This is a genomic window from Streptomyces sp. NPDC041108 (assembly GCF_055592645.1).
Genome location: NZ_JBVIYK010000005.1, coordinates 385,175 through 404,413 on the forward strand (window position 1 = coordinate 385,175; position 19,239 = coordinate 404,413).

Annotated in this window: 16 protein-coding genes and 1 tRNA gene; 5 read left to right on the forward strand and 12 right to left on the reverse strand. The window is 69.5% G+C overall.

Translation table 11 applies throughout. The features are described 5' to 3' along the window. The first annotated feature begins 28 nt into the window (after nt 1-28). Both ACZ6BB_RS17435 and ACZ6BB_RS17440 read left to right on the forward strand, forming a co-directional pair. Nucleotides 29-1,465 (forward strand): pyridoxal phosphate-dependent decarboxylase family protein, encoded by a 1,437-nt coding sequence (locus tag ACZ6BB_RS17435; RefSeq protein ID WP_471616031.1) that lies wholly within the window; start codon nt 29-31, stop codon nt 1,463-1,465. Then, on the forward strand, nt 1,462-2,898 hold the full coding sequence (locus ACZ6BB_RS17440) for a lysine N(6)-hydroxylase/L-ornithine N(5)-oxygenase family protein (RefSeq protein ID WP_471616032.1): 1,437 nt from the start codon (nt 1,462-1,464) through the stop codon (nt 2,896-2,898). The genes ACZ6BB_RS17435 and ACZ6BB_RS17440 overlap by 4 nt, the downstream gene beginning before the upstream one ends. Before the next feature lie 118 nt (nt 2,899-3,016). Here ACZ6BB_RS17440 and ACZ6BB_RS17445 read toward each other — a convergent pair whose 3' ends face one another. Then, a complete protein-coding gene (locus ACZ6BB_RS17445; protein ID WP_471616033.1) occupies nt 3,017-4,828 on the reverse strand; it encodes a 5'-nucleotidase C-terminal domain-containing protein in 1,812 nt (603 codons plus the stop codon). Between the two features lie 210 nt (nt 4,829-5,038). Between ACZ6BB_RS17445 and ACZ6BB_RS17450 the strand changes: the two genes are divergently transcribed. Beyond that, a complete protein-coding gene (locus tag ACZ6BB_RS17450) occupies nt 5,039-5,755 on the forward strand; it encodes an SIMPL domain-containing protein (RefSeq protein ID WP_471616034.1) in 717 nt (238 codons plus the stop codon). Nucleotides 5,756-5,908: 153 nt separating this feature from the next. Continuing rightward, nucleotides 5,909-7,345: a pyruvate kinase gene (pyk, locus tag ACZ6BB_RS17455; protein WP_471616035.1), complete on the forward strand. Its 1,437-nt coding sequence runs from the start codon at nt 5,909-5,911 to the stop codon at nt 7,343-7,345. Between the two features lie 4 nt (nt 7,346-7,349). Here pyk and ACZ6BB_RS17460 read toward each other — a convergent pair whose 3' ends face one another. Together ACZ6BB_RS17460 and ACZ6BB_RS17465 are read right to left on the reverse strand one after the other, a co-directional pair. Next, nucleotides 7,350-8,105: a helix-turn-helix domain-containing protein gene (locus tag ACZ6BB_RS17460; RefSeq protein ID WP_471616036.1), complete on the reverse strand. Its 756-nt coding sequence runs from the start codon at nt 8,103-8,105 to the stop codon at nt 7,350-7,352. 106 nt (nt 8,106-8,211) lie between these two features. Beyond that, nucleotides 8,212-8,286: transfer RNA gene (locus ACZ6BB_RS17465), tRNA-Leu, on the reverse strand. Nucleotides 8,287-8,383: 97 nt separating this feature from the next. Here ACZ6BB_RS17465 and ACZ6BB_RS17470 point away from each other — a divergent pair. Next, nucleotides 8,384-9,037 carry an ANTAR domain-containing response regulator gene (locus tag ACZ6BB_RS17470; RefSeq protein WP_471616037.1) on the forward strand — a complete coding sequence of 218 codons (654 nt, stop codon included), beginning with the start codon at nt 8,384-8,386 and terminating at the stop codon, nt 9,035-9,037. 84 nt (nt 9,038-9,121) lie between these two features. Here ACZ6BB_RS17470 and ACZ6BB_RS17475 read toward each other — a convergent pair whose 3' ends face one another. From ACZ6BB_RS17475 to ACZ6BB_RS17515, 9 genes are all read right to left on the reverse strand, one after another. Next, nucleotides 9,122-9,838 carry an ABC transporter ATP-binding protein gene (locus tag ACZ6BB_RS17475; protein ID WP_471616038.1) on the reverse strand — a complete coding sequence of 239 codons (717 nt, stop codon included), beginning with the start codon at nt 9,836-9,838 and terminating at the stop codon, nt 9,122-9,124. Continuing rightward, complete coding sequence (locus ACZ6BB_RS17480; protein ID WP_471616039.1) at nt 9,835-10,746, reverse strand: ABC transporter ATP-binding protein; 912 nt, start codon at nt 10,744-10,746, stop codon at nt 9,835-9,837. The genes ACZ6BB_RS17475 and ACZ6BB_RS17480 overlap by 4 nt, the downstream gene beginning before the upstream one ends. 5 nt (nt 10,747-10,751) lie before the next feature. Beyond that, nucleotides 10,752-12,578, reverse strand: a complete 1,827-nt coding sequence (locus ACZ6BB_RS17485; protein ID WP_471616040.1) for a branched-chain amino acid ABC transporter permease — start codon at nt 12,576-12,578, stop codon at nt 10,752-10,754. Nucleotides 12,579-12,583: 5 nt separating this feature from the next. Then, on the reverse strand, nt 12,584-13,516 hold the full coding sequence (locus ACZ6BB_RS17490) for a branched-chain amino acid ABC transporter permease (RefSeq protein ID WP_471616041.1): 933 nt from the start codon (nt 13,514-13,516) through the stop codon (nt 12,584-12,586). Nucleotides 13,517-13,630: 114 nt separating this feature from the next. Then, on the reverse strand, nt 13,631-14,860 hold the full coding sequence (locus ACZ6BB_RS17495) for a branched-chain amino acid ABC transporter substrate-binding protein (protein WP_471616042.1): 1,230 nt from the start codon (nt 14,858-14,860) through the stop codon (nt 13,631-13,633). 280 nt (nt 14,861-15,140) lie between these two features. Beyond that, nucleotides 15,141-15,779 carry a Tat pathway signal sequence domain protein gene (locus ACZ6BB_RS17500; protein WP_471616043.1) on the reverse strand — a complete coding sequence of 213 codons (639 nt, stop codon included), beginning with the start codon at nt 15,777-15,779 and terminating at the stop codon, nt 15,141-15,143. Further along, nucleotides 15,776-16,180, reverse strand: a complete 405-nt coding sequence (locus ACZ6BB_RS17505; protein WP_471616044.1) for a hypothetical protein — start codon at nt 16,178-16,180, stop codon at nt 15,776-15,778. The genes ACZ6BB_RS17500 and ACZ6BB_RS17505 overlap by 4 nt, the downstream gene beginning before the upstream one ends. A gap of 81 nt (nt 16,181-16,261) precedes the next feature. Further along, nucleotides 16,262-16,750 carry a PaaI family thioesterase gene (locus ACZ6BB_RS17510; protein ID WP_319363995.1) on the reverse strand — a complete coding sequence of 163 codons (489 nt, stop codon included), beginning with the start codon at nt 16,748-16,750 and terminating at the stop codon, nt 16,262-16,264. A gap of 65 nt (nt 16,751-16,815) precedes the next feature. Further along, the gene (locus ACZ6BB_RS17515) at nt 16,816-19,095 is read right to left on the reverse strand and encodes an FdhF/YdeP family oxidoreductase (protein WP_471616045.1); all 2,280 of its coding nucleotides are present in this window, start codon (nt 19,093-19,095) and stop codon (nt 16,816-16,818) included. Nucleotides 19,096-19,239 lie beyond the last annotated feature (144 nt).

Genomic DNA, 19,239 nt, shown 5'->3' on the forward strand with positions numbered 1-19,239 from the left:
TGGTATTCCCCGTGCCCGGAGGAATTCCATGACCGCTGCGCCCCTCGCCTCGGGACCCCGAGGTCCCGACGCGCTCCGGCCGTTGCTCGCCACCGTGCTCGACGCGCTGCGGGAAGGGGCCGAGGCACGAGGCGGCCCCCTCCCCGCCGGTGGCCCGGAGGCGGTCGCCGCGATGGTGCGGGACGCGCTCGGTGAGCCGCTCCCCGCCGAAGGCGAACCGGACGCCCTCCACCGCCTCGTCCGCGCCCTCGCCGCCGGCGCCGCCGACCCGGCCGACCCCCTGTGCGCGGCCCACCTCCACACCCCGCCCCTGGCCGTGGCCGCCGCCGCGGACCTCGCCGCCTCCGTGCTCAACCCCTCCCTCGACTCCTGGGACCAGGCCCCGGCCGCCTCCACGCTCGAAGCACTGGTGACCCGGGCCCTCGCCGACGAGACGGGCGCCGCCGACGCCCTCGTCACCACCGGCGGCACCGAGTCCAACCACCTCGCCGTGCTACTGGCCCGCGAAGCGCACCCGGGCGTACGGCTCGTCACCGCGGCCGGCGCCCACCACTCCCTGACCCGCGCCGCCTGGCTCCTCGGCCTCCCCGAACCCGCCGTCCTGGCCGCCCCGGCCGGCACCCTGGACCCCACCGCCCTGGACGACGCCCTCACCCACCTCACCGGGCCCCTCCTCGTCGCCGCCACCGCCGGCACCACCGACGCCGGACTCATCGACCCGCTGCCCGAGATCGCCGACCTCTGCGAGGCCCACGGCGCCCGCCTCCACATCGACGCGGCGTACGGCGGCGGCCTGCTGTTCAGCGACCGGCACCGCCACCGCCTCGACGGCCTCGCCCGCGCCCACACCGTCACCCTCGACCTGCACAAACTCGGCTGGCAGCCGGTCGCCGCCGGACTCCTCGCCGTACGCGACGCGACCGACCTCGCCACCCTCGGCCACCGGGCGGACTACCTCAACGCGGACGACGACACCGAAGCCGGCCTGCCCGACCTGCTCGCCCGGTCCCTGCGAACCACCCGACGCCCCGACATCCTCAAGATCGCCGTCACCCTCAAGACCCTCGGCCGCCACGGCATCGGCCGGCTCGTCGACCAGGTCTGCGCACACGCCCAGGAACTCGCCGCCGCCATCGAGGCACACCCCGGCCTCGAACTCCACGACCGGCCCACCATCAGCACGGTCCTCTTCCGACCCGCCGGCGCCGCCGACGACACCGTCGCCGCCGTACGCCGCCGGCTCCTCCACGACGGCCGCGCCGTCCTGGGCCGCGCCGCACTCGACGGCCGCCTCTGGCTCAAGGCCACCCTGCTCAACCCCCACACCCGGCCGGACGACCTCACCACCCTGCTGAAACTCGTGGAAGCCGCCGCGGCCACCGAAGCCGCCGAGCCCACCGCACCCACGCCCCCCGCGGCACCCGCAGCACCGGAAGAACTCCCCGAAGGACACACCCCCGCATGAGCACGCCCCCACCCCACGACCGACCCGACCCCGAAGCCCCCCGCGACCTCGTCGGCATCGGTATCGGGCCCGCCAACCTCTCCCTCGCCGCCCTCGCCCAGCCCCTCACCGAACTCGACGCCGTCTTCTACGAACAGCGCCCCGGCTTCGACTGGCACCCGGGACTGCTCATCGAGGGCGCCACCATCCAGGTCCCCTTCCTGGCCGACCTGGTGACCCTCGCCGACCCCCGAAGCCCCTGGTCGTTCCTCAACTACCTCAGAACCCGCGACCGGCTCTTCCCGTTCTACTTCGCCGAACGCTTCCACATCCAGCGCGCCGAGTACGACGCCTACTGCCGCTGGGTCGCCGAGAACCTGCCCGGACTACGCTTCGGCCACCAGGTCGACTCGGTGCGCTGGAACCCCGAACGCGACCTGTTCGAGGTCGACCACACCCGCCTCGACGGCCACGGACAGGCCGAGGAACTCGGCCGCACCTACGCACGCAACATCGTGCTCGGCGTCGGCACCGAACCCTACGTCCCCGAACCCCTCAAACCGCTCGTCGAGGCGGCCGCCGTGCCCGTCGTCCACGCCGCGGACTACCTCGACGCACGCGACCGCCTCCTGGCCGCCGGACACATCACCGTCATCGGCGCGGGACAGTCCGGAGCCGAGGTCTTCCTCGACCTGCTCCGCCACCGGCCCCCCGGCCGGGAACGGCTGCACTGGCTCGGCCGCACCGAGGCGTTCGCCCCCATGGAGTACTCGAAACTGGGCCTGGAACACTTCACACCCGACTACACGCGCTACTTCCACGCCCTCACCGAACCCACCCGGGACCGGCTCGTCGCCGCCCAGTGGCAGCTCCACAAGGGCATCGGCGCCGACACCATCGCCGCCATCCACGACGAGCTCTACCGCCGCACCCTCGACGGCGGCTGGCCCGACGCCGTCCTCACCCCCGGCGTACACGTCCGCACCGCCGGCCGACTCGCCACCACCAGAGTCGAACTCCACCTCGAACACAGCGAGCAGGGCACCCGCTCCCGCCTCACCACCGACGCCGTCGTCCTCGCCACCGGCTACCGCGAACGCCCCCTCGACCGCGTCCTCGCCGGCCTCGACCCCTACATGCGCCGCGACAGCCGCGAACGGTCCCGCGTCGACGAGAACTACCGGATGATCCTCGACCCGTCCGTCACCGCCGCCGACCGCCACGTCTACGTCCAGAACGCCGAACTCCACACCCACGGCGTCGGCGCCCCCGACCTCGGCCTCGCCGCCTGGCGCAGCGCCACCATCCTCAACACCCTCACCGGCAAGGAGCCCTACCCCCTGCCGGGACGCACCGCCTTCACCACCTTCGGCCTCGAACCCCGACCCAGGATTCCCGCCGCCCGGCAGGCGACGCCCCCCACCGCACTGACCCCGCTCGTCGACGTGCGATAACCCCGACCGGACATCGCCGCCGCCGCCGACACCGCCGCCGCGGACCCGGACCCCCACCCGTGTCCGCATCCGCGACGACCCTCGACAGCGGCGACGACCGCCCCACCGCACCGCCGTACTAGAACACCGGCGTACCGTTCCGCGTCAGCTTCCAGTCCACCGACGCGAACGCCGCCGGGTCGATCGACCCCTTCGCCTTCACCCACGCGATCATCGTGTTACGGATCTCGTCCGAGTTCGACCACACCATCTTCGCAGCGGCGACATGCGGGAAGTTCCCACCACCGTTGGCCCGGTAGTTGTTCACCGCGAACACGAACTGCCGGTCGTCCGCCAGCGCCGCACCCTCGAACCGCACGTTCGTCACACGCGACCCCGCCGGCTTCGCGATGTCGATCTCGTACGACAGACCGCTCACCGCGTCGTAGTTGTAGTCCGGCGTCCCGTTCGCGTTCGTCAGCTTCGCCGGATCGATCACCGCGTCCGCCGCCGTCTGCACGAAGTAGTTCGCCGAGAACTCCAGATACGCCTTCATCTGCGCACCCGTCATCAGACGCGCCTCCAGCGTGTTCTCGAAGACATACAGACCCGCCACGTCCCGGATCGTGACATTCCCCGCCGGAATCACCGCACTCCGCGAGAACGCCGCCGCCTGCGACAGCACCGGCAGCGACGCGTACTCCGTGGACGCCAGCGCCTGCTTCACCGTGTCGGCCTGGATGTGGTTGATCAGATCGATGATCGCCACATCCTTGTACGGCGCCTCCACCGACGTCATCTCCGCCGCGTTCGTCCCGATGACCTGGTTGACGTACGCCACGACCTTCTTGTGCTCGTCCACGAGCATCGACACGATCTTCGGGTCCTCCTCCACCGTGTTGGAGTTGAGCACCTGCGCGCCGACCTTCTCCAGCTTCCAGGAGCCCTTGCTCCACACCATCTCGAAGTCGAACAACGTCAGCCGCTGCCCCCACTTCAAGGGCTCCGACAGCACGACCTGCTTGCCGGTCTCCTTGTTGGTGACGAAGTACTCCGGGATCTCCGTGTGCGCGTGACCCACCAGGATCGCGTCGATTCCCGGCACCTGCTCGGCCACCAGCCCGGCCGCGTTCTCGATGTACGGCAGCTGGTCACCGTACGAGGACGTACCCGACGACCCGCTGTGCGCCGACACGATGACGACGTCCGCACCCATCGACCGCAGCTTCGGCACCCACTTCGCCGCCTGCTCCTCCAGACCCGGGAACGTCATCTTCCCCTGCACATTGGCCTTGTCCCAGATCGCGATACCCGGGTTCGTGAGCCCCAGCACCGCCACCCGCACATCCGGCCCGTGCGGGGTACGCATCCGGTGCATGCTGTACGGCGGGAACGCCGGCAGCAGCGTCTTGGCGTCCAGCGCGTTCGCCCCCAGCAGCGGGAAACGACATTGCTTCTGGAACTTCCGCAGCACCGGGATGCCGTAGTTGAACTCGTGGTTCCCCAGCGCCGCCGCGTCGTAGTCCATCGCGTTCATCGCCTGCGCCATCGGATGCACCGGACCGCCCTTGGCGGTGATCGGGTCCACCTTCGCGTAGTAGTACGACAGCTGCGTGCCCTGGATGGTGTCACCCGCGTCGATCAGCAGCGTGTTCCGGCGGCCCTTCTCCCCCCGGATCCGGTTCACCAGCGTGGAGATCTTCGCCAGACCGACGTCGTTGTGCGCCTTGTCGTCGAACTCCTTGTCCGTGAAGTAGTCCCAGTTGAAGACGTTGCCGTGCAGATCGGTCGTCCCCATCACCGTGAAGCTGTAGCGGTCCGTGTCCTTCTTCCGGCCGGTGGCCTTCGCCTCCGCCGCCTGCGCGCTCGGAGCCATCGCCGAACCGGCGATGGCCACGCCCGCACCGGTCACGGCCGACTTCTTCAGAAACTTCCGGCGGTTCAGAGGCATCTCGGGTACTCCTCGGAGGAACGGAACGATCTCGACGCGCGTAGACCTGTAGGGACCTGCGTGGACCATGAACGACGGAACAGAGGGCCAAAGGGGACGACGCGCGTAGATTCTGACCCGTACCACCCCCACCGCAACAGACCCCCAGGGTTTCGATCTGGTGACCTGCGCGACCCTGTCACCAGGCCATCGGTGACAGAGTGGGGCGTTATGACCACCAGTGCAGAGGAAGTCCCACCCACAGCCGTCCCCTACGGCACCCCCGACGCACCCCGCATCGCCGTCCGCGGCGAAGCCCACCTCGAAGTCGACCCCGAGATAGCCCGCATCGCCGTCACCGTCCTCGCCCGCGGCAAGGACCGACGCGCCGCCCTCGACGACCTCACCCGCCGCAACACCACCGTCCTCGACCTCGTCAAGACCTACGGCCAAGCCGTCGAACGACTGGAGACCGGCGCCTTCTCCCTCACCCCCGAACTCAAGGAGAAAGGCCGAGGCGAACGCATCCAGGCCTACCACGGCCGCGTCCACATCACCGCCGACCTCACCGACTTCACCGCCCTCGGCGAACTCACCACCCGCCTCGCCGACCTCGACCTCACCCGCGTCGACGGCCCCTGGTGGTCCCTGCGCCCCGACTCGCCCGCCCACCGGCAGGCCAGACAGCAGGCCGTCAAGGAAGCCGTCCAACGCGCCCGTGAATACGCCGAGGCCCTCGGCACCACCCTCGCCGCCCTCGTCGAACTCGCCGACATCGGCGCCGAAGCCCCCCAGCCCGTCCGCCCCGCAGCCGGCGGCCTCATGCGCTCCGCCAGGGCCAAGAGCGCCGACGACACCGAGGCAGCCCCCCTCGACCTCGAACCCCAACGCCAACGCGTCCACGCACAGGTCAACGCACGCTTCACCATGCTGCCCCCGCGCCTGTGACCCGCCCCGACCCCCTGGGACGCCCCGGCCGCCGCCCGGCCGGGGCACCCTTCAGATCCTGGTGACTACTTGTCAAATACCCTTCACCCGAAGGCCGTTGAGTAGTCACGCCCCACCACCTCACTACCGGCCGGTAAGCCCTAGGGTCGAACCATGCGCCGAGCAAAGATCGTCTGCACCCTCGGGCCCGCCACCGACTCGTACGACCAGATCAAGGCACTGGTCGAGGCCGGCATGGACATCGCCCGCTTCAACCTCAGCCACGGCGGCCACGCCGAACACGACGAGCGGTACCGGAACGTCCGCAAGGCCGCCGACGAGACCGGCCGCAGCGTCGGCACCCTCGCCGACCTTCAAGGCCCGAAGATCCGCCTCGGCCGCTTCACCGAAGGACCCGTACTCCTCGAACGCGACGACACGTTCACGATCAACGTCGAGGACGGCGTGGAGGGGGACAGCGAGGGCTGCGGCACCACGTACGCCGGCCTCGCCGCCGACGTCAGCCCCGGCGACCACATCCTCGTCGACGACGGCAGGGTCACCCTCGAAGTCACCGCGGTCGACGGCCCACGCATCCGCACGAACGTCGTCGAGGGCGGGATCGTCTCCGACCACAAGGGAATCAACCTGCCCGGGACCGCCGTATCGGTCCCCGCCCTGTCGGCCAAGGACGAGGAAGACCTCCGCTGGGCCCTGCGCACCGGCTTCGACATCATCGCCCTGTCCTTCGTCCGCTCCGGCCGGGACATCGAACGCGTCCACCAGATCATGGACGAGGAAGGCCGCCGCCTCCCCGTCATCGCCAAGATCGAGAAACCGCAGGCGGTGGCCGCCATCGAGGAGATCGTCGCGGCCTTCGACGGCATCATGATCACGCGCGGCGACCTCGGCGTCGAAATGCCCCTGGAACAGATCCCCCTGGTCCAGAAACGCGCCATCAAGCTCGCCAAGCGCAACGCCAAGCCGGTCATCGTCGCCACCCAGATGCTCGACTCGATGATCCACAACTCCCGGCCCACGAGGGCGGAGGCCAGCGACGTCGCCAACGCGGTCCTCGACGGCACGGACGCGGTGATGCTCTCCGGCGAGACCAGCGTCGGCAAGTACGCGACGGAGACGGTCCGCACGATGAGCCGCATCGTCGTGGCGGCCGAGTCGGAACTGCTGGCGAAGGGCCTGCCGCCCCTCACCGAGCACAACAAGCCCCGCACCCAGGGCGGCGCGATGGCCCGCGCGGCCGCCGAACTCGGCGACTTCCTCGACGCCAGGTTCCTCGTCGCCTTCAGCCAGTCCGGCGACACGGCCCGCCGCCTCTCCCGCTACCGCTCCCCGATCCCGCTCCTGGCCTTCACCCCGGACCCGGCGACGCGCTCGCAGCTGAGCCTCACGTGGGGCGTGGAGACCTTCCTGGGGCCACGCGTCGACTCCACGGACGCGATGGTCGACCAGGTGGACGAACTGCTGCTCAGGTACGGCCGCTGCAGGAAGGGAGACGTGGTCGTGATCACGGCGGGCTCACCGCCCGGGGTGGCGGGCACGACGAACATGGTGCGGGTGCATCACATCGGGGAGGGTGGGGGTTCGAAGTAGGGGGTCAGTACTTGGGGCCGACGTGGGCGTCCATGAGGGCGACGGAGGTTTTGCGGGCGATGGAGATGTTGAACGGGTTGCTGCCGCGAGCGAGAGTCGTCCACCCGACGCCGACCTTGTCGAGGGTGTCCGTGAAGAGCTTCCGGATGTCGTCGGACTTGTTGGTGAAGAAGTACCGGGAATACTCGTAGCGCTTGCGCTCACCGGCGACGAGGCGGGTCGTCCAGTTGGTGATGCGGCATCCGTCGGAGTGGATGAGGCCCCGGATGAAGTCCCATGGGTGGGCGTCGACGATGGCTTGCTGCCAGGGTTCGAGGGAGATCTGGCGGTCGTGCTTCTTGCCGGGGCCGTGCTGGGGGAAGAGCTGGGGCCAATGGCGGGAGTAGCTGGTGACCATCGTGTAGCCCTCCTTCTGGAGGAGGTAGACACCGATGCCGGGGCGTACGTTCGTGATGGCTTCGCGGCACTGCTGCCTGAGGCCGGGCCAAGCGTCGGCGCAGGCGATGCGGAGGTAGTAGCCGCTGCGAGGGTGGGCGCTGATGCAGCCGTCACCCAGGTAGAGGCCCAGCAGGTAGGAGTACGCGCCATCATCCGCTGGTGGGCCGGGGTCTGTGGGCGCCATGCGAGGCAGCGGTTCGAGGCGCTGTTTCCAGGAACGGATGGCAGCTCGCGAGATACCCGTTTCCCGGCTCACCGAGTTGAGACTGCGCCCCTGGGAGACCAACGCGAGTGCTCGCTTGCGTGTGCTGACGTCGTACATGCGGCCACTCTGTGTTACTGACCGCATCTGTATGCAGCAAAAAGCGGATGTTCACGAGAACGTGGACATCCGCTTGCGTGTCGTGACCTTGGAAGTAAAGGAAAAGTGCCCCAGGTGGGATTCGAACCCACACTGTCCGCTGTTTGAGAGCGGCCTCTCTGACCAGTTGGAGTACTGGGGCCTTAGAAAGGAAGGCGAAGAGCGCCCCCTCGCATACTTACCTTACCGCAGCTAGGTAGTCTCTTGTCAGCAGTACCCCTGCCCAACAAGGAGCCCCCGTGACCGCCCCCGAGTCGCCCCAGCCCGTTGCCGACGACGATGACAAGTCGCACGTGCCTCCGCTGACGACCCGTGTCGTCATCGCCGAGGACGAGGCGCTGATCCGTCTCGATCTCAAGGAGATGCTCGAAGAGGAGGGCTACTCCGTCGTCGGGGAGGCCGGTGACGGGGAGCAGGCCATCGAGCTGGCGCGAGAGCACCGGCCCGACCTCGTGATCCTTGATGTGAAGATGCCGAAGATGGACGGTATCTCGGCGGCGGAGAAGATCGCCGAGGAGCGTATCGCGCCGGTGCTGATGCTGACCGCGTTCTCGCAGCGCGACCTGGTCGAGCGGGCGCGGGACGCGGGGGCGATGGCGTATCTGGTGAAGCCGTTCAGCAAGAGTGACGTGGTGCCGGCGATCGAGATGGCGGTGTCGCGGTTCACGGAGCTGAAGGAGCTGGAGAACGAGGTCGCCGACCTCACGCTCCGTCTGGAGACCCGCAAGCTGGTGGACCGGGCGAAGTCGATTCTGCAGACGGAGTACGGGCTGACGGAGCCGGCGGCGTTCCGTTGGATCCAGAAGACGTCGATGGACCGTCGGATGTCGATGCAGCAGGTCGCGGAGGCTGTCATCCAGGACGCGGACGAGAAGAAGTCCGCGAAGGGCTGACCGGCCCGGTAGGCGTACGTACGACGAGGCCCGCACCCCCCATCTGAAAAGGGGGTGCGGGCCTCGTCGTCGTACAGGAACCGGCTAGTCCTCGCCGAGGTACGCCTTGCGGACCGACTCGTCGTGCAGCAGGTCGGAGCCCGTGCCGGAGAGGACGACCTTGCCGATCTCCATGACGTGGCCCTGGTCGGCGAGGGAGAGCGCGGCCTGCGCGTTCTGTTCGACGAGCAGGATCGTGGTGCCCTGGGACTTCAGTTCGGCGATCGTCGCCATGATCTTCTGCATCATGATCGGCGAGAGGCCCATGGAGGGCTCGTCGAGCATGAGCAGCTTGGGCTGGGACATGAGCGCGCGGCCCATGGCCAGCATCTGCTGCTCACCGCCGGAGAGGGTTCCGGCGGCTTGCTTGCGGCGCTCTCCCAGGATGGGGAAGAGGTCGTAGGCGCGCTGGATGTCCCTCTCGATGCCGGGCTTGTCGCTGCGCAGGAAGGCGCCGAGGCGGAGGTTGTCCTCGATGGTCATGCGCGGGAAGATGTGCCGCCCCTCGGGGGAGTGGGCGAGTCCGAGCGCGACGATGTCGTGCGCGGGGATCTTCTTGAGCGATTTGCCGTTGAACTTGATCTGGCCGCTGACGGGCTTGAGGAGGCCCGAGAGGGTGCGCAGGGTGGTGGTCTTGCCGGCGCCGTTGGTGCCGATGAGGGTGACGACCTCGCCGGCGTCGACCTTGAAGGAGATGCCCTTGACGGCTTCGATCTTGCCGTAGGCGACCCGGAGGTCCTCTACTTCGAGCAGTGCGGTCATCGGTCGTTCTCCTTGCCGGGCACGGTGTCCGTGGTGGGCTCGGCGTTCGCTTCGGCGGCTTCGACCTCGGCGACCTCGTCCTGGCCGGGTGCGTCCTCGAAGGGTTCGCCGAGGTAGGCGGCGACGACGCGTTCGTCGCCCTGGACGGTGGCGCTGTCGCCCTCGACGAGTTTCTCGCCCTGGACGAGGACGGCTACGCGGTCGCAGAGGTTGAAGATGAACCGCATGTCGTGCTCGATGACGAGGACGGCGATGCCCTTGTCGCGGATGGCGAACACCAGTTCTTCGGTGGTTCGCGTCTCCTGGGGGTTCATGCCGGCGGTGGGCTCGTCGAGGAGGAGCAGGCCCGGCTCGCTCGCCAGTGCTCGGGCGATCTCCAGCTTGCGCTGTTCGCCGTAGGGCAGGTTGCGGGCGAGGTGTTCGGCCTTGGCGTCGAGGCCGACGAACTCCAGGAGTTCCATGGCGCGTTCGCGGGAGGCCTTCTCCGCCTTGTGGAAGCCGGGGCCGCGCAGGAGGGCGGACCAGAGGCCTTCCTTGGTGCGGGTGTGGCGTCCGACGAGGACGTTCTCCAGGACCGTCATGTTGGCGAACAGGCGGATGTTCTGGAAGGTGCGGGCGATGCCGGCCGCGGTGACCTTGAAGGACTTGGGCGGCAGGATCTGGCCCTTGTAGCGGACCTCGCCCTCGGTGGGGATGTAGAGGCCGGTGAGGCAGTTGAAGAAGGTCGTCTTGCCGGCGCCGTTGGGGCCGATGAGTCCGACGATCTCGCCGCTGTTGACGGTCAGGTTGACGTTGCGTACGGCGGTGAGGCCGCCGAAGCGCATGGTGACGCCGCGGGCGTCGAGGACGGTCTCGCCGGTGGCGCTGGAGCCGGGGGCGGTGTCCTTGGTGGTGGTGTCGGTAGTCATGGTGGTCAGGCCCCTGCCTTGCTGAGCACTGCGGGCGCTTCGGCCTCTTCGTGGAATTCGAGCTGGCGGCGCCGGTTGGGGATGAGGCCCTCCGGGCGGAAGCGCATCAGCAGGACGAGCGCGAGTCCGAAGGCGAAGAGCTGGTAGTCGTCCAGGAACTGGAGCTTGGACGGGATGAGGTAGAGCAGTGCGGCGCCGACGAGGGGGCCGCTGATGGTGCCCATGCCGCCGAGGACGACCGCCGCGAGGAGGAAGGCCGAGTTGGGCGGGACGACCGCGGCGAACTGGTACTGCTCGGGTGTCACGGTGTAGGTGACGTGGGCCTGGACCGTGCCGGCGAGGCCGGCGAGGGCGGCGCCGAGGGCGAAGGCGATGAGCTTGACGCGGAAGCCGTTGATGCCCATGGCGAGGGCGGCGGTCTCGTCCTCGCGGATGGCGATCCAGGCGCGGCCGATGCGGGAGTCGCTGCTGCGCCGGAAGACGACGACCACGACCAGCGTGATGAGGAGCATCAGCAGGAAGTAGTTGGCGAAGCGGGCGATGGTGAAGCCGAGGAAGGTGTGTTCCTGGCCGAAGTCGAACCCGAGGATGTTGAGGTTCGGGATCGAGGAGATGCCGTTGGAGCCGTTGGTGATGTCGGGGCCGGAGGTGCCGTCCATGTTGAGGACGGTGATCCGGAAGATCTCACCGAAGCCGAGCGTCACGATGGCGAGGTAGTCGCCGCGCAGTCGCAGGGTGGGGGCGCCGATGATGACGCCGAAGATCATGGCGACGGCGGCGCCGAGGATGGCGGAGGCCCAGAACGGCAGGTGGATGTCGAAGGGGGAGGAGGGGGAGCCGGAGACCATGGCCGCGGTGTAGGCGCCGACGCCGAGGAAGGCGACGTATCCGAGGTCGAGGAGGCCGGCGAGGCCGACGACGATGTTGAGGCCGAGGGCGACGGTGGCGAAGATCAGGATGTAGACGCCGATGGTCGCGTACTGGTCGTCGGACTGGGTGAAGGGGAAGGCGGCGGCCGCGACGAACGCGCCGATCATCGTCACGTTGCGGTGCTTGGCGGTGAGCGCCGAGATCCGGCCCACGAGGCCGGCCTTTGCGGCTGCGCCGAAGCCGAAGCCCGCGGTGATGAGGAAGCCGATGAACAGTTCGTCGTACTCGGTGCCGATGCCGTAGGTGAAGACGGTGAGGCCGAGGGCGAGTGCGGCGACGATGATCAGGATCTCGGCGTACGCGGGCAGTTGGCGCGCGGGTGTGGCGGTGCCGGAGGCGAAGGCCGCCTTGATGACGGTCCGCTGGTTGCGTGCCCTGTGGCGGAACTGGTCCCAGCCGGTGTCGTCGGGGTCGCCGGGTTCGGTCTCGGGCCGTGCGTAGGGCAGGGCGAGGGCGCCGAGGAGGGCGAGGAGGGTCGCGATGCCCGCGACCCAGCCGCCGGGCTCCAGGTTGACGACGCCGCCGAGCTTGGCGCTGATCGCGATGATCGTGTACCAGGCGGTGGCGAAGGTGCCGAGGGCGGCCAGCTTGAGGGCGCTGTCGGCTCCTGCGGGGGTGAGCCAGCGCAGGCCCGTGATGCCGTAGGAGGACAGGCCGAGGAGTGTGGTGAGGGCTCCGCCGATGAGGACGAGGACCTGGAGGCCGCCGGGGTAGCCGTAGACGGTGAGGTCGCCGGGGAAGGCGGAGGTCCAGGTCCAGGCCAGGAAGGTGGAGACGACGGCGAGTGCTCCACCGCCGGTGGCGAGGGCGCGGCCGATGTGCGGGGGGATGCCCACGAGGCTGTGCGGCGTGCCGGCGGTGGCCGTGCCGGTGGTCCGGGGTGCGGTGGTCTGTGTGGTCATCGGTGTCACGCCCTGTCCGACACGCGCTCGCCGAGAAGGCCCTGTGGCCTGACGAGGAGTACGAGGATGAGGAGTACGAACGCCCAGACGTTGGCCCAGGACTGGCTGCCGAACTGGTCCATGCCGGGGATGTCGGAGATGTAGGCGGTGGAGAGGGCTTCGGCGACGCCGAGCACCAGGCCGCCGAGCATGGCGCCGTAGATGTTGCCGATGCCGCCGAGGACGGCCGCGGTGAACGCCTTGAGGCCGAGGATGAAGCCCATGCGGAACTGGACCTCGCCGTACTTGAGGCCGTAGGCGACGGAGCCGACGGCGGCGAAGGCGGCGCCGAGGGCGAAGGCGACCACGATGATGCGGTCGGTGTTGATGCCCATGAGCTTGGCGGTGTCGGGGTCCTGCGCGGTGGCCTGCATGCCGCGGCCGGTGCGGGTCTTCATCACGAAGTAGGCGAGGATCGCCATGCTGATGGGGGCGGCGAGCAGCAGGAAGATGTCACCGGTCTGGATGGTGACGTTGCCGATCTCGAAGGGGCCGCCCTCGATCTGGGGGAAGGTGATCGCGGACCGGGCGTTCGGGTACCAGGCCCATACCGCCTGCTGGAGGGCGAGGGAGAGGCCGATGGCGGTGATGAGGGGTGCGAGGCGGGGTGCCGTGCGCAGGGGCCGGTAGGCGAATCGTTCCGCTCCGACCGCGACGAGCACGGCGACGAGGATGCCGCCGATGAGCATGAGGGGCAGGGCCACCCACATGGACGTGCCGTCGGGCAGCACGTACAGGTACATGGTGAGGGCGCCGAATCCGCCCACCATGAAGATCTCACCGTGGGCGAAGTTGATGAGCTGGACGATGCCATAGACCATCGTGTAGCCGATGGCGACCAGCCCGTACATGGATCCCAGTAGCAGGCCGTTGACCAGCTGCTGCGGCAGTTCGTTCACCGCATGTCCTCCGAGACTTCGGATATATCGAGGGATGTGACCGGATGTGAGTCCGCGCGGGGCGCCAGTGGTGCGGCGCCCCGCGCGGCTCTGGGGTTTGGGTGCGGGTGTGGGTCAGCCGGCGTAGGTGCCGGACTTGACGGCCTTCCACTCGCCGCCCTCGACGGAGTACACGGTGAGCTGCTTGTTGGTGGCGTCACCGTACTCGTCGAAGGAGACCTTGCCGGTCACACCGTCGAAGGAGACGTTCTGCACGGCCTCGGTGACCTTGGCGCGGGCGTCGTCCGGCAGCTTGCCGTCGTTGTCCTCGACGACCTTCTTGACGGCCTCGATGATCGCCCAGGCGGAGTCGTAGGAGTAGCCGCCGTAGGCCTCGTAGGCCTCCTTGTAGCCCGCGGTCTTGTAGTTGGCGACGAATTCCTTGGCGGAGTCGAGTTCCTCGACCGGGGCGCCGACGGAGGTGGCGAGGTCGCCGGTGCCGCTGGCGCCGGCGAGCTTGATGAAGTCGGCGCTGTAGATGCCGTCACCGCCGACGACGGGGACCTTGGCGCCCGCGGCCTTGATCTGCTTGCTGAGCGGACCGGCCTGGGGGTACTCGCCGCCGTAGTAGACGACGTCGGCGCCGGAGGACTTGACCTTGGTGGCGACCGCGGAGAAGTCCTTGGTGTCGGGGTCGATGTGCTCGGTGCCGACGATCTTGCCGCCGAGCTTCTTGAACTCGGCCGAGAAGGTGGCGGCCAGGCCGGCGCCGTAGGTCTTCTTGTCGTCGATGACGAAGACCTTCTTCTTCTTGGCGTCCTTGAAGACGTACTGCGCGGCGAACGGGCCCTGGATGGCGTCCGTGGTCGCGGTGCGGAAGTACGACTTGTACGGGCGGACCTTGCTCTTCTGCCAGTCCGGGCCCTGGGTCAGCGCCGGGTTGGTGTTGGCCGGGGAGACCTCGACGAGCTTGGCGTCGTCGAAGACCTTCTGCATGGACTCGGCCACGGAGGAGTTCAGCGGGCCGACGACACCGAGGACGCCCTTGTCGGCGACGAGCTTGGTGGCGTTCTGCTGGCCCGAGGAGGGCTGCGCCTGGTCGTCCAGCGCCTCGACCTTGAAGGTGACGCCTTCGACGTACTTGTCCTTGTTGGCCGTCTTGGCGGCGAGGTCCACGGAGTTCTTGATGCCGAGGCCCAGCGCGGACAGGTCGCCGGTCAGCGGGGCGTCGACGCCGATGACGACAGTGGTGCCACTGCCGGTGTCCGAGCCGCCCTTGTCCTCGTCGCGCGAACCACAGGCGGTGAGAGTGAGTGCTCCCGCCGCCAGCGCGGCGGTGATGGCTATGAGCGAACGTTGACGCACGATCAGTCCTTTCCCTGGCACGGCCCTTCCTGTTTGAAAGGGGCCGAGTCGAGCGCTGGGCCGAAGACGTGACTTCGATTCCTGTGGCGCGGTGACTGGCCGTGACTCTAAGCGGGTGTAGGGAATGTGTAGGAGAGTCTGGCCAAGGCTGTGACGCTCTTGTTATGACACGAGGTAATGCAGAGCGGTACTCAGTGGGTGGTTCCGCGGAATTCCGGCTGATTCGCCCTGTCCACATAGTGAGAATCCGCAGGATCGACGCGGGTAGGTTCAGGAGTGTTCACGCTTTTGGTGATGACACGGAATCGTTGCTACAGGCGACCTGAAGGGCGTCCGAGAGGTCCTGCGCGTAGCGCTCGCCCAGCATGAAACTGTGCTCTTCCATTGCGCGCGTATTACGTAGAGTTACGTCCAGGAAAGGCAGCCCGGGGTTCTCGGGTGCCTTCCCGCATTCGGTGACGCGCATGGTGACGACGATCCGCCGGGGCCCGTCCGTCCCGATCCGTACCGGAGTACGCGGGTCCGTACGCAGGGAGAGCCCCGCGTAGGGCTGGGTCATCCGCTCGACGGTCACCGGGGGGCCGGACAGGACGCGCAGCTCCACCTCGAAGCCGAAGGTCGTGCGCGGTGCTCCGGCGGGCAGGGTCACCCGGCCCAGATAGCCGAGGCCGACCGCCTGGGACGGGTAGGGCGGGGCCGCCCCGCGCCGCGGTGCCGGCTCGGGCCGGGTCGCGTACAGGTAGCCGCCGCCCGCCAGCACGACGACGGCCGCCGCCACCGGGAGCACGGCACGGCGGTGGCGGGCGTACGCCCGCGCGCACCGCCCGCGGGGAGGGTCCGGCACGGGCGCGGTGTCCGCCTCGACGACGTCCCGGGGGTGCGTCCCCTCGCCCGGCTCCACGGGGCCGATCCCGCTCACCGCCAGGGTTCCTCGCCGGGCCCGCCGGAGCGGTACCACGCCTCGCAGTCCGTCCGCGCCCGCCGCTCGATCAGCCGGTCCGCGGCCCGGGGTCCGGTGCGCCCGCTCTCCGCGCGTGCCGCGTCCACGACCGTCCGCAGGATCTCGTACTGCCCGTTCGACAGCCCCATCGACTGGTAGTCGCCGTAAGCGCCGCTGTCCAGCACCTCCCGCGCCCAGTACGTCACGAGCTTCGCGCACACCTCCTCGCGCGGGGTGGGGGACGGGGACGGCGCACCGCCGTCCCGCGCGGACGCCGTCGCGCCCGGCGTGTCCGGCGTCGTGCACCCGGTGGCGAGCACGCCGGCCAGCAGCGCCGGCACGAGCGCCGCTCGCGCCCAGGGTGCTCTTCCCGTTGCCATGCCCCGACGCTAGAGCCTGTCCGCCGTTCGGGACCAGAGGCGAAGTCGCCTTCGTGGCGGCCCGCCCCCCGCCCGCACGCATCAGCCGGACGTCCCCGTCCGCCCGTCCGCGGCCCCTGGGGCGTCACGCAGCAGGCAGGTCAGGCGGGCCGTGCACACCCGCCTGCCGGCCTCGTCGCTGACGACGATCTCGTACGTGGCCGTCGAACGCCCCTGGTGCAGCGGGGTGGCGACACCGGTCACCAGCCCGGAGCGCGCGCCCCGGTGGTGCGTGCAGTTCAGGTCGACGCCCACGGCGATCTTGGAGCTGCCGGCGTGCAGCATGGAGCCGACCGACCCCAGCGTCTCCGCCAGCACGGCGGACGCGCCGCCGTGCAGCAGTCCGTACGGCTGGGTGTTGCCCTCCACCGGCATCGTCCCGACGACCCGGTCGGCCGACGCCTCCACGATCCGCACGCCCATCCGCGTACCCAGATGCCCGGCGGAGAACATCGCCACCAGGTCGACGCCGAGGGCCGCGTACTCGTCGATGACCTCTTGCGGGAACTTCACGTCGTGCTGCTCGCCCATGGGGCTCCGTCCGTCGTCGGTCGAAAGCGCGGCCGGCGATCGCGTGCCGGCCCCTGAGCAAACGCTCAGTCGGTCGACGATTGTTCCAGACGGATCACGACGGACTTGCTGGCCGGGGTGTTGCTGGTGTCGGCGGTGGCGTCCAGCGGCACCAGGATGTTGGTCTCCGGGTAGTAGGCGGCAGCACAGCCGAGGGCCGTCGGATAGTGCACCACCCGGAAGCCGTCGGCCCGGCGCTCCACGCCGTCCCGCCACTCGCTCACCAGGTCCACGTACGAGCCGTCCGCGAGCTTGAGCGCCCGCGCGTCCTCGGGGTTGACCAGGACGACCCGCCGGCCGTTCCTGATCCCCCGGTAGCGGTCGTCCAGGCCGTAGATCGTGGTGTTGTACTGGTCGTGCGAGCGCAGCGTCTGCAGCAGGAGCCGGCCCTCGGGCAGCCGCGGGTACTCCACGGGCGCGGCCGTGAAGTTGGCCTTGCCGGTGGCCGTGGGGAAGCGCCGCTCGTCGCGCGGGGCGTGCGGGAGGGCGAAGCCGGCGGGGTCGGCCACGCGCGCGTTGAAGTCCTCGAAACCGGGCACCACGCGCGCGATGCGGTCGCGGATCGTCGCGTAGTCCTTCTCGAACTCCTCCCACGGCGTACGGCTGTCCTCGCCGAGCACCCGGCGGGCCAGCCGGCACACGATCGCCGTCTCGGACAGCAACTGCCCGCTCGCGGGCTCCAGACGGCCGCGGGAGGCGTGCACCATGCCCATGGAGTCCTCGACGGTCACGAACTGCTCGCCGCCGCCCTGGAGATCGCGCTCGGTGCGGCCGAGGGTGGGCAGGATCAGGGCCCGCGCGCCCGTGACCGCGTGCGAGCGGTTCAGCTTCGTCGACACGTGCACGGTGAGCCGGGCGCGGCGCATGGCCGCCTCGGTGACCTCGGTGTCGGGGGAGGCCGACACGAAGTTGCCGCCCATGGCGAAGAAGACCTTCGCCTTGTCGTCGCGCATGGCCCTGATGGCCCGGACGACGTCGTAGCCGTGCTCCCGGGGCGGGGCGAAGCCGAACTCCCGCTCCAGGGCGTCCAGGAAGGCCGGGGCGGGCCGTTCGAAGATGCCCATCGTGCGGTCGCCCTGCACGTTGGAGTGGCCGCGCACCGGGCAGACCCCCGCGCCGGGGCGGCCGATGTTGCCGCGCAGCAGGAGGAAGTTGACCACCTCGCGGATGGTCGGCACCGAGTGCTTGTGCTGGGTGAGGCCCATCGCCCAGCAGACGATGGTCCGCTTCGAGGCGAGGACCATGCGCAGCGCCTCGTCGATCCGCTCGCGCGTGAGCCCGGTCGCCGTGAGCGTCTCGTCCCAGTCGGCCGCGCGGGCCGCCTCGGCGAACTCCTCGTACCCGTGGGTGTGTCCGCGGACGAACTCCTCGTCGACCGCGCCCTCGGTCTCCAGGACCAGCTTGTTGAGGAGACGGAACAGGGCCTGGTCGCCGCCGATGCGGATCTGCAGGAACAGGTCGGTGAGGGCGGCGCCCTTGAGCATGCCCTGCGGGGTCTGCGGGTTCTTGAACCGCTCCAGGCCGGCCTCGGGCAGCGGGTTGACGGTGATGATCTTCGCGCCGTTCGCCTTGGCCTTCTCCAGCGCGGAGAGCATCCGGGGGTGGTTCGTCCCCGGGTTCTGCCCGGCCACGATGATCAGATCGGCCTTGTACAGATCCTCCAGGAGGACACTGCCCTTGCCGATGCCGATCGTCTCGGACAGGGCGGAGCCCGACGACTCGTGGCACATGTTGGAGCAGTCCGGCAGGTTGTTGGTGCCGAACTCGCGGGCGAACAGCTGGTACAGGAACGCGGCCTCGTTGCTCGTCCGGCCCGAGGTGTAGAAGAGGGCCTCGTCGGGGGAGGCGAGGGCCTTCAGCTCCTCGGCGACGATGTCGAAGGCGCGCTCCCAGGTCACCGGCTCGTACCGGTCGCCGCCTTCGGGCAGGTACATGGGGTGGGTGAGCCGCCCCTGCTGGCCGAGCCAGTAGCCGCTGCGCGTGGCGAGGTCGGCCACGCCGTGGGCGGCGAAGAACTCGGGGGTGACCCGGCGGAGCGTGGCCTCCTCGGCGACCGCCTTGGCCCCGTTCTCGCAGAACTCCGCGGCGTGCCGGTGCTCCGGCTCGGGCCAGGCGCAGCCCGGGCAGTCGAAGCCGTCCTTCTGGTTGACCCGCAGCAACGTCAGCGCGGTCCGCTTCACACCCATCTGCTGTTGCGCGATCCGCAACGTGTGCCCGATCGCCGGCAGGCCCGCGGCCGCGTGCTTGGGCTCCGCGACCTGCGGCGCGTCCTGAACCGGGTCACTCTTCGGCGCCTTGCCGGCCATCGCTGCTCCCCATTCGCATACACGTGCTGTTCGGGCGTGAGGCTACGCCTCCGATCCTCGCACGTGTCACCGACGGCGAGGGGCCGGGGACGGTGGGGGCCGGGCGGGGGCGAACGCGGCCCCGCCCGGCGGCGCTCGGCCGGC

What these genes read in the sequence shown, in the direction of transcription:
- ACZ6BB_RS17480 (WP_471616039.1), bottom strand. Translation starts at nt 10,746, where the DNA reads ATGACTACCGACACCACCACCAAGGACACCGCCCCCGGCTCCAGCGCC.
- ACZ6BB_RS17510 (WP_319363995.1), bottom strand. Translation starts at nt 16,750, where the DNA reads ATGGGCGAGCAGCACGACGTGAAGTTCCCGCAAGAGGTCATCGACGAG.
- ACZ6BB_RS17515 (WP_471616045.1), bottom strand. Translation starts at nt 19,095, where the DNA reads ATGGCCGGCAAGGCGCCGAAGAGTGACCCGGTTCAGGACGCGCCGCAG.
- ACZ6BB_RS17460 (WP_471616036.1), bottom strand. Translation starts at nt 8,105, where the DNA reads ATGTACGACGTCAGCACACGCAAGCGAGCACTCGCGTTGGTCTCCCAG.
- pyk (WP_471616035.1), top strand. Translation starts at nt 5,909, where the DNA reads ATGCGCCGAGCAAAGATCGTCTGCACCCTCGGGCCCGCCACCGACTCG.
- ACZ6BB_RS17450 (WP_471616034.1), top strand. Translation starts at nt 5,039, where the DNA reads ATGACCACCAGTGCAGAGGAAGTCCCACCCACAGCCGTCCCCTACGGC.
- ACZ6BB_RS17475 (WP_471616038.1), bottom strand. Translation starts at nt 9,838, where the DNA reads ATGACCGCACTGCTCGAAGTAGAGGACCTCCGGGTCGCCTACGGCAAG.
- ACZ6BB_RS17505 (WP_471616044.1), bottom strand. Translation starts at nt 16,180, where the DNA reads ATGGCAACGGGAAGAGCACCCTGGGCGCGAGCGGCGCTCGTGCCGGCG.
- ACZ6BB_RS17485 (WP_471616040.1), bottom strand. Translation starts at nt 12,578, where the DNA reads ATGACCACACAGACCACCGCACCCCGGACCACCGGCACGGCCACCGCC.
- ACZ6BB_RS17435 (WP_471616031.1), top strand. Translation starts at nt 29, where the DNA reads ATGACCGCTGCGCCCCTCGCCTCGGGACCCCGAGGTCCCGACGCGCTC.
- ACZ6BB_RS17440 (WP_471616032.1), top strand. Translation starts at nt 1,462, where the DNA reads ATGAGCACGCCCCCACCCCACGACCGACCCGACCCCGAAGCCCCCCGC.
- ACZ6BB_RS17445 (WP_471616033.1), bottom strand. Translation starts at nt 4,828, where the DNA reads ATGCCTCTGAACCGCCGGAAGTTTCTGAAGAAGTCGGCCGTGACCGGT.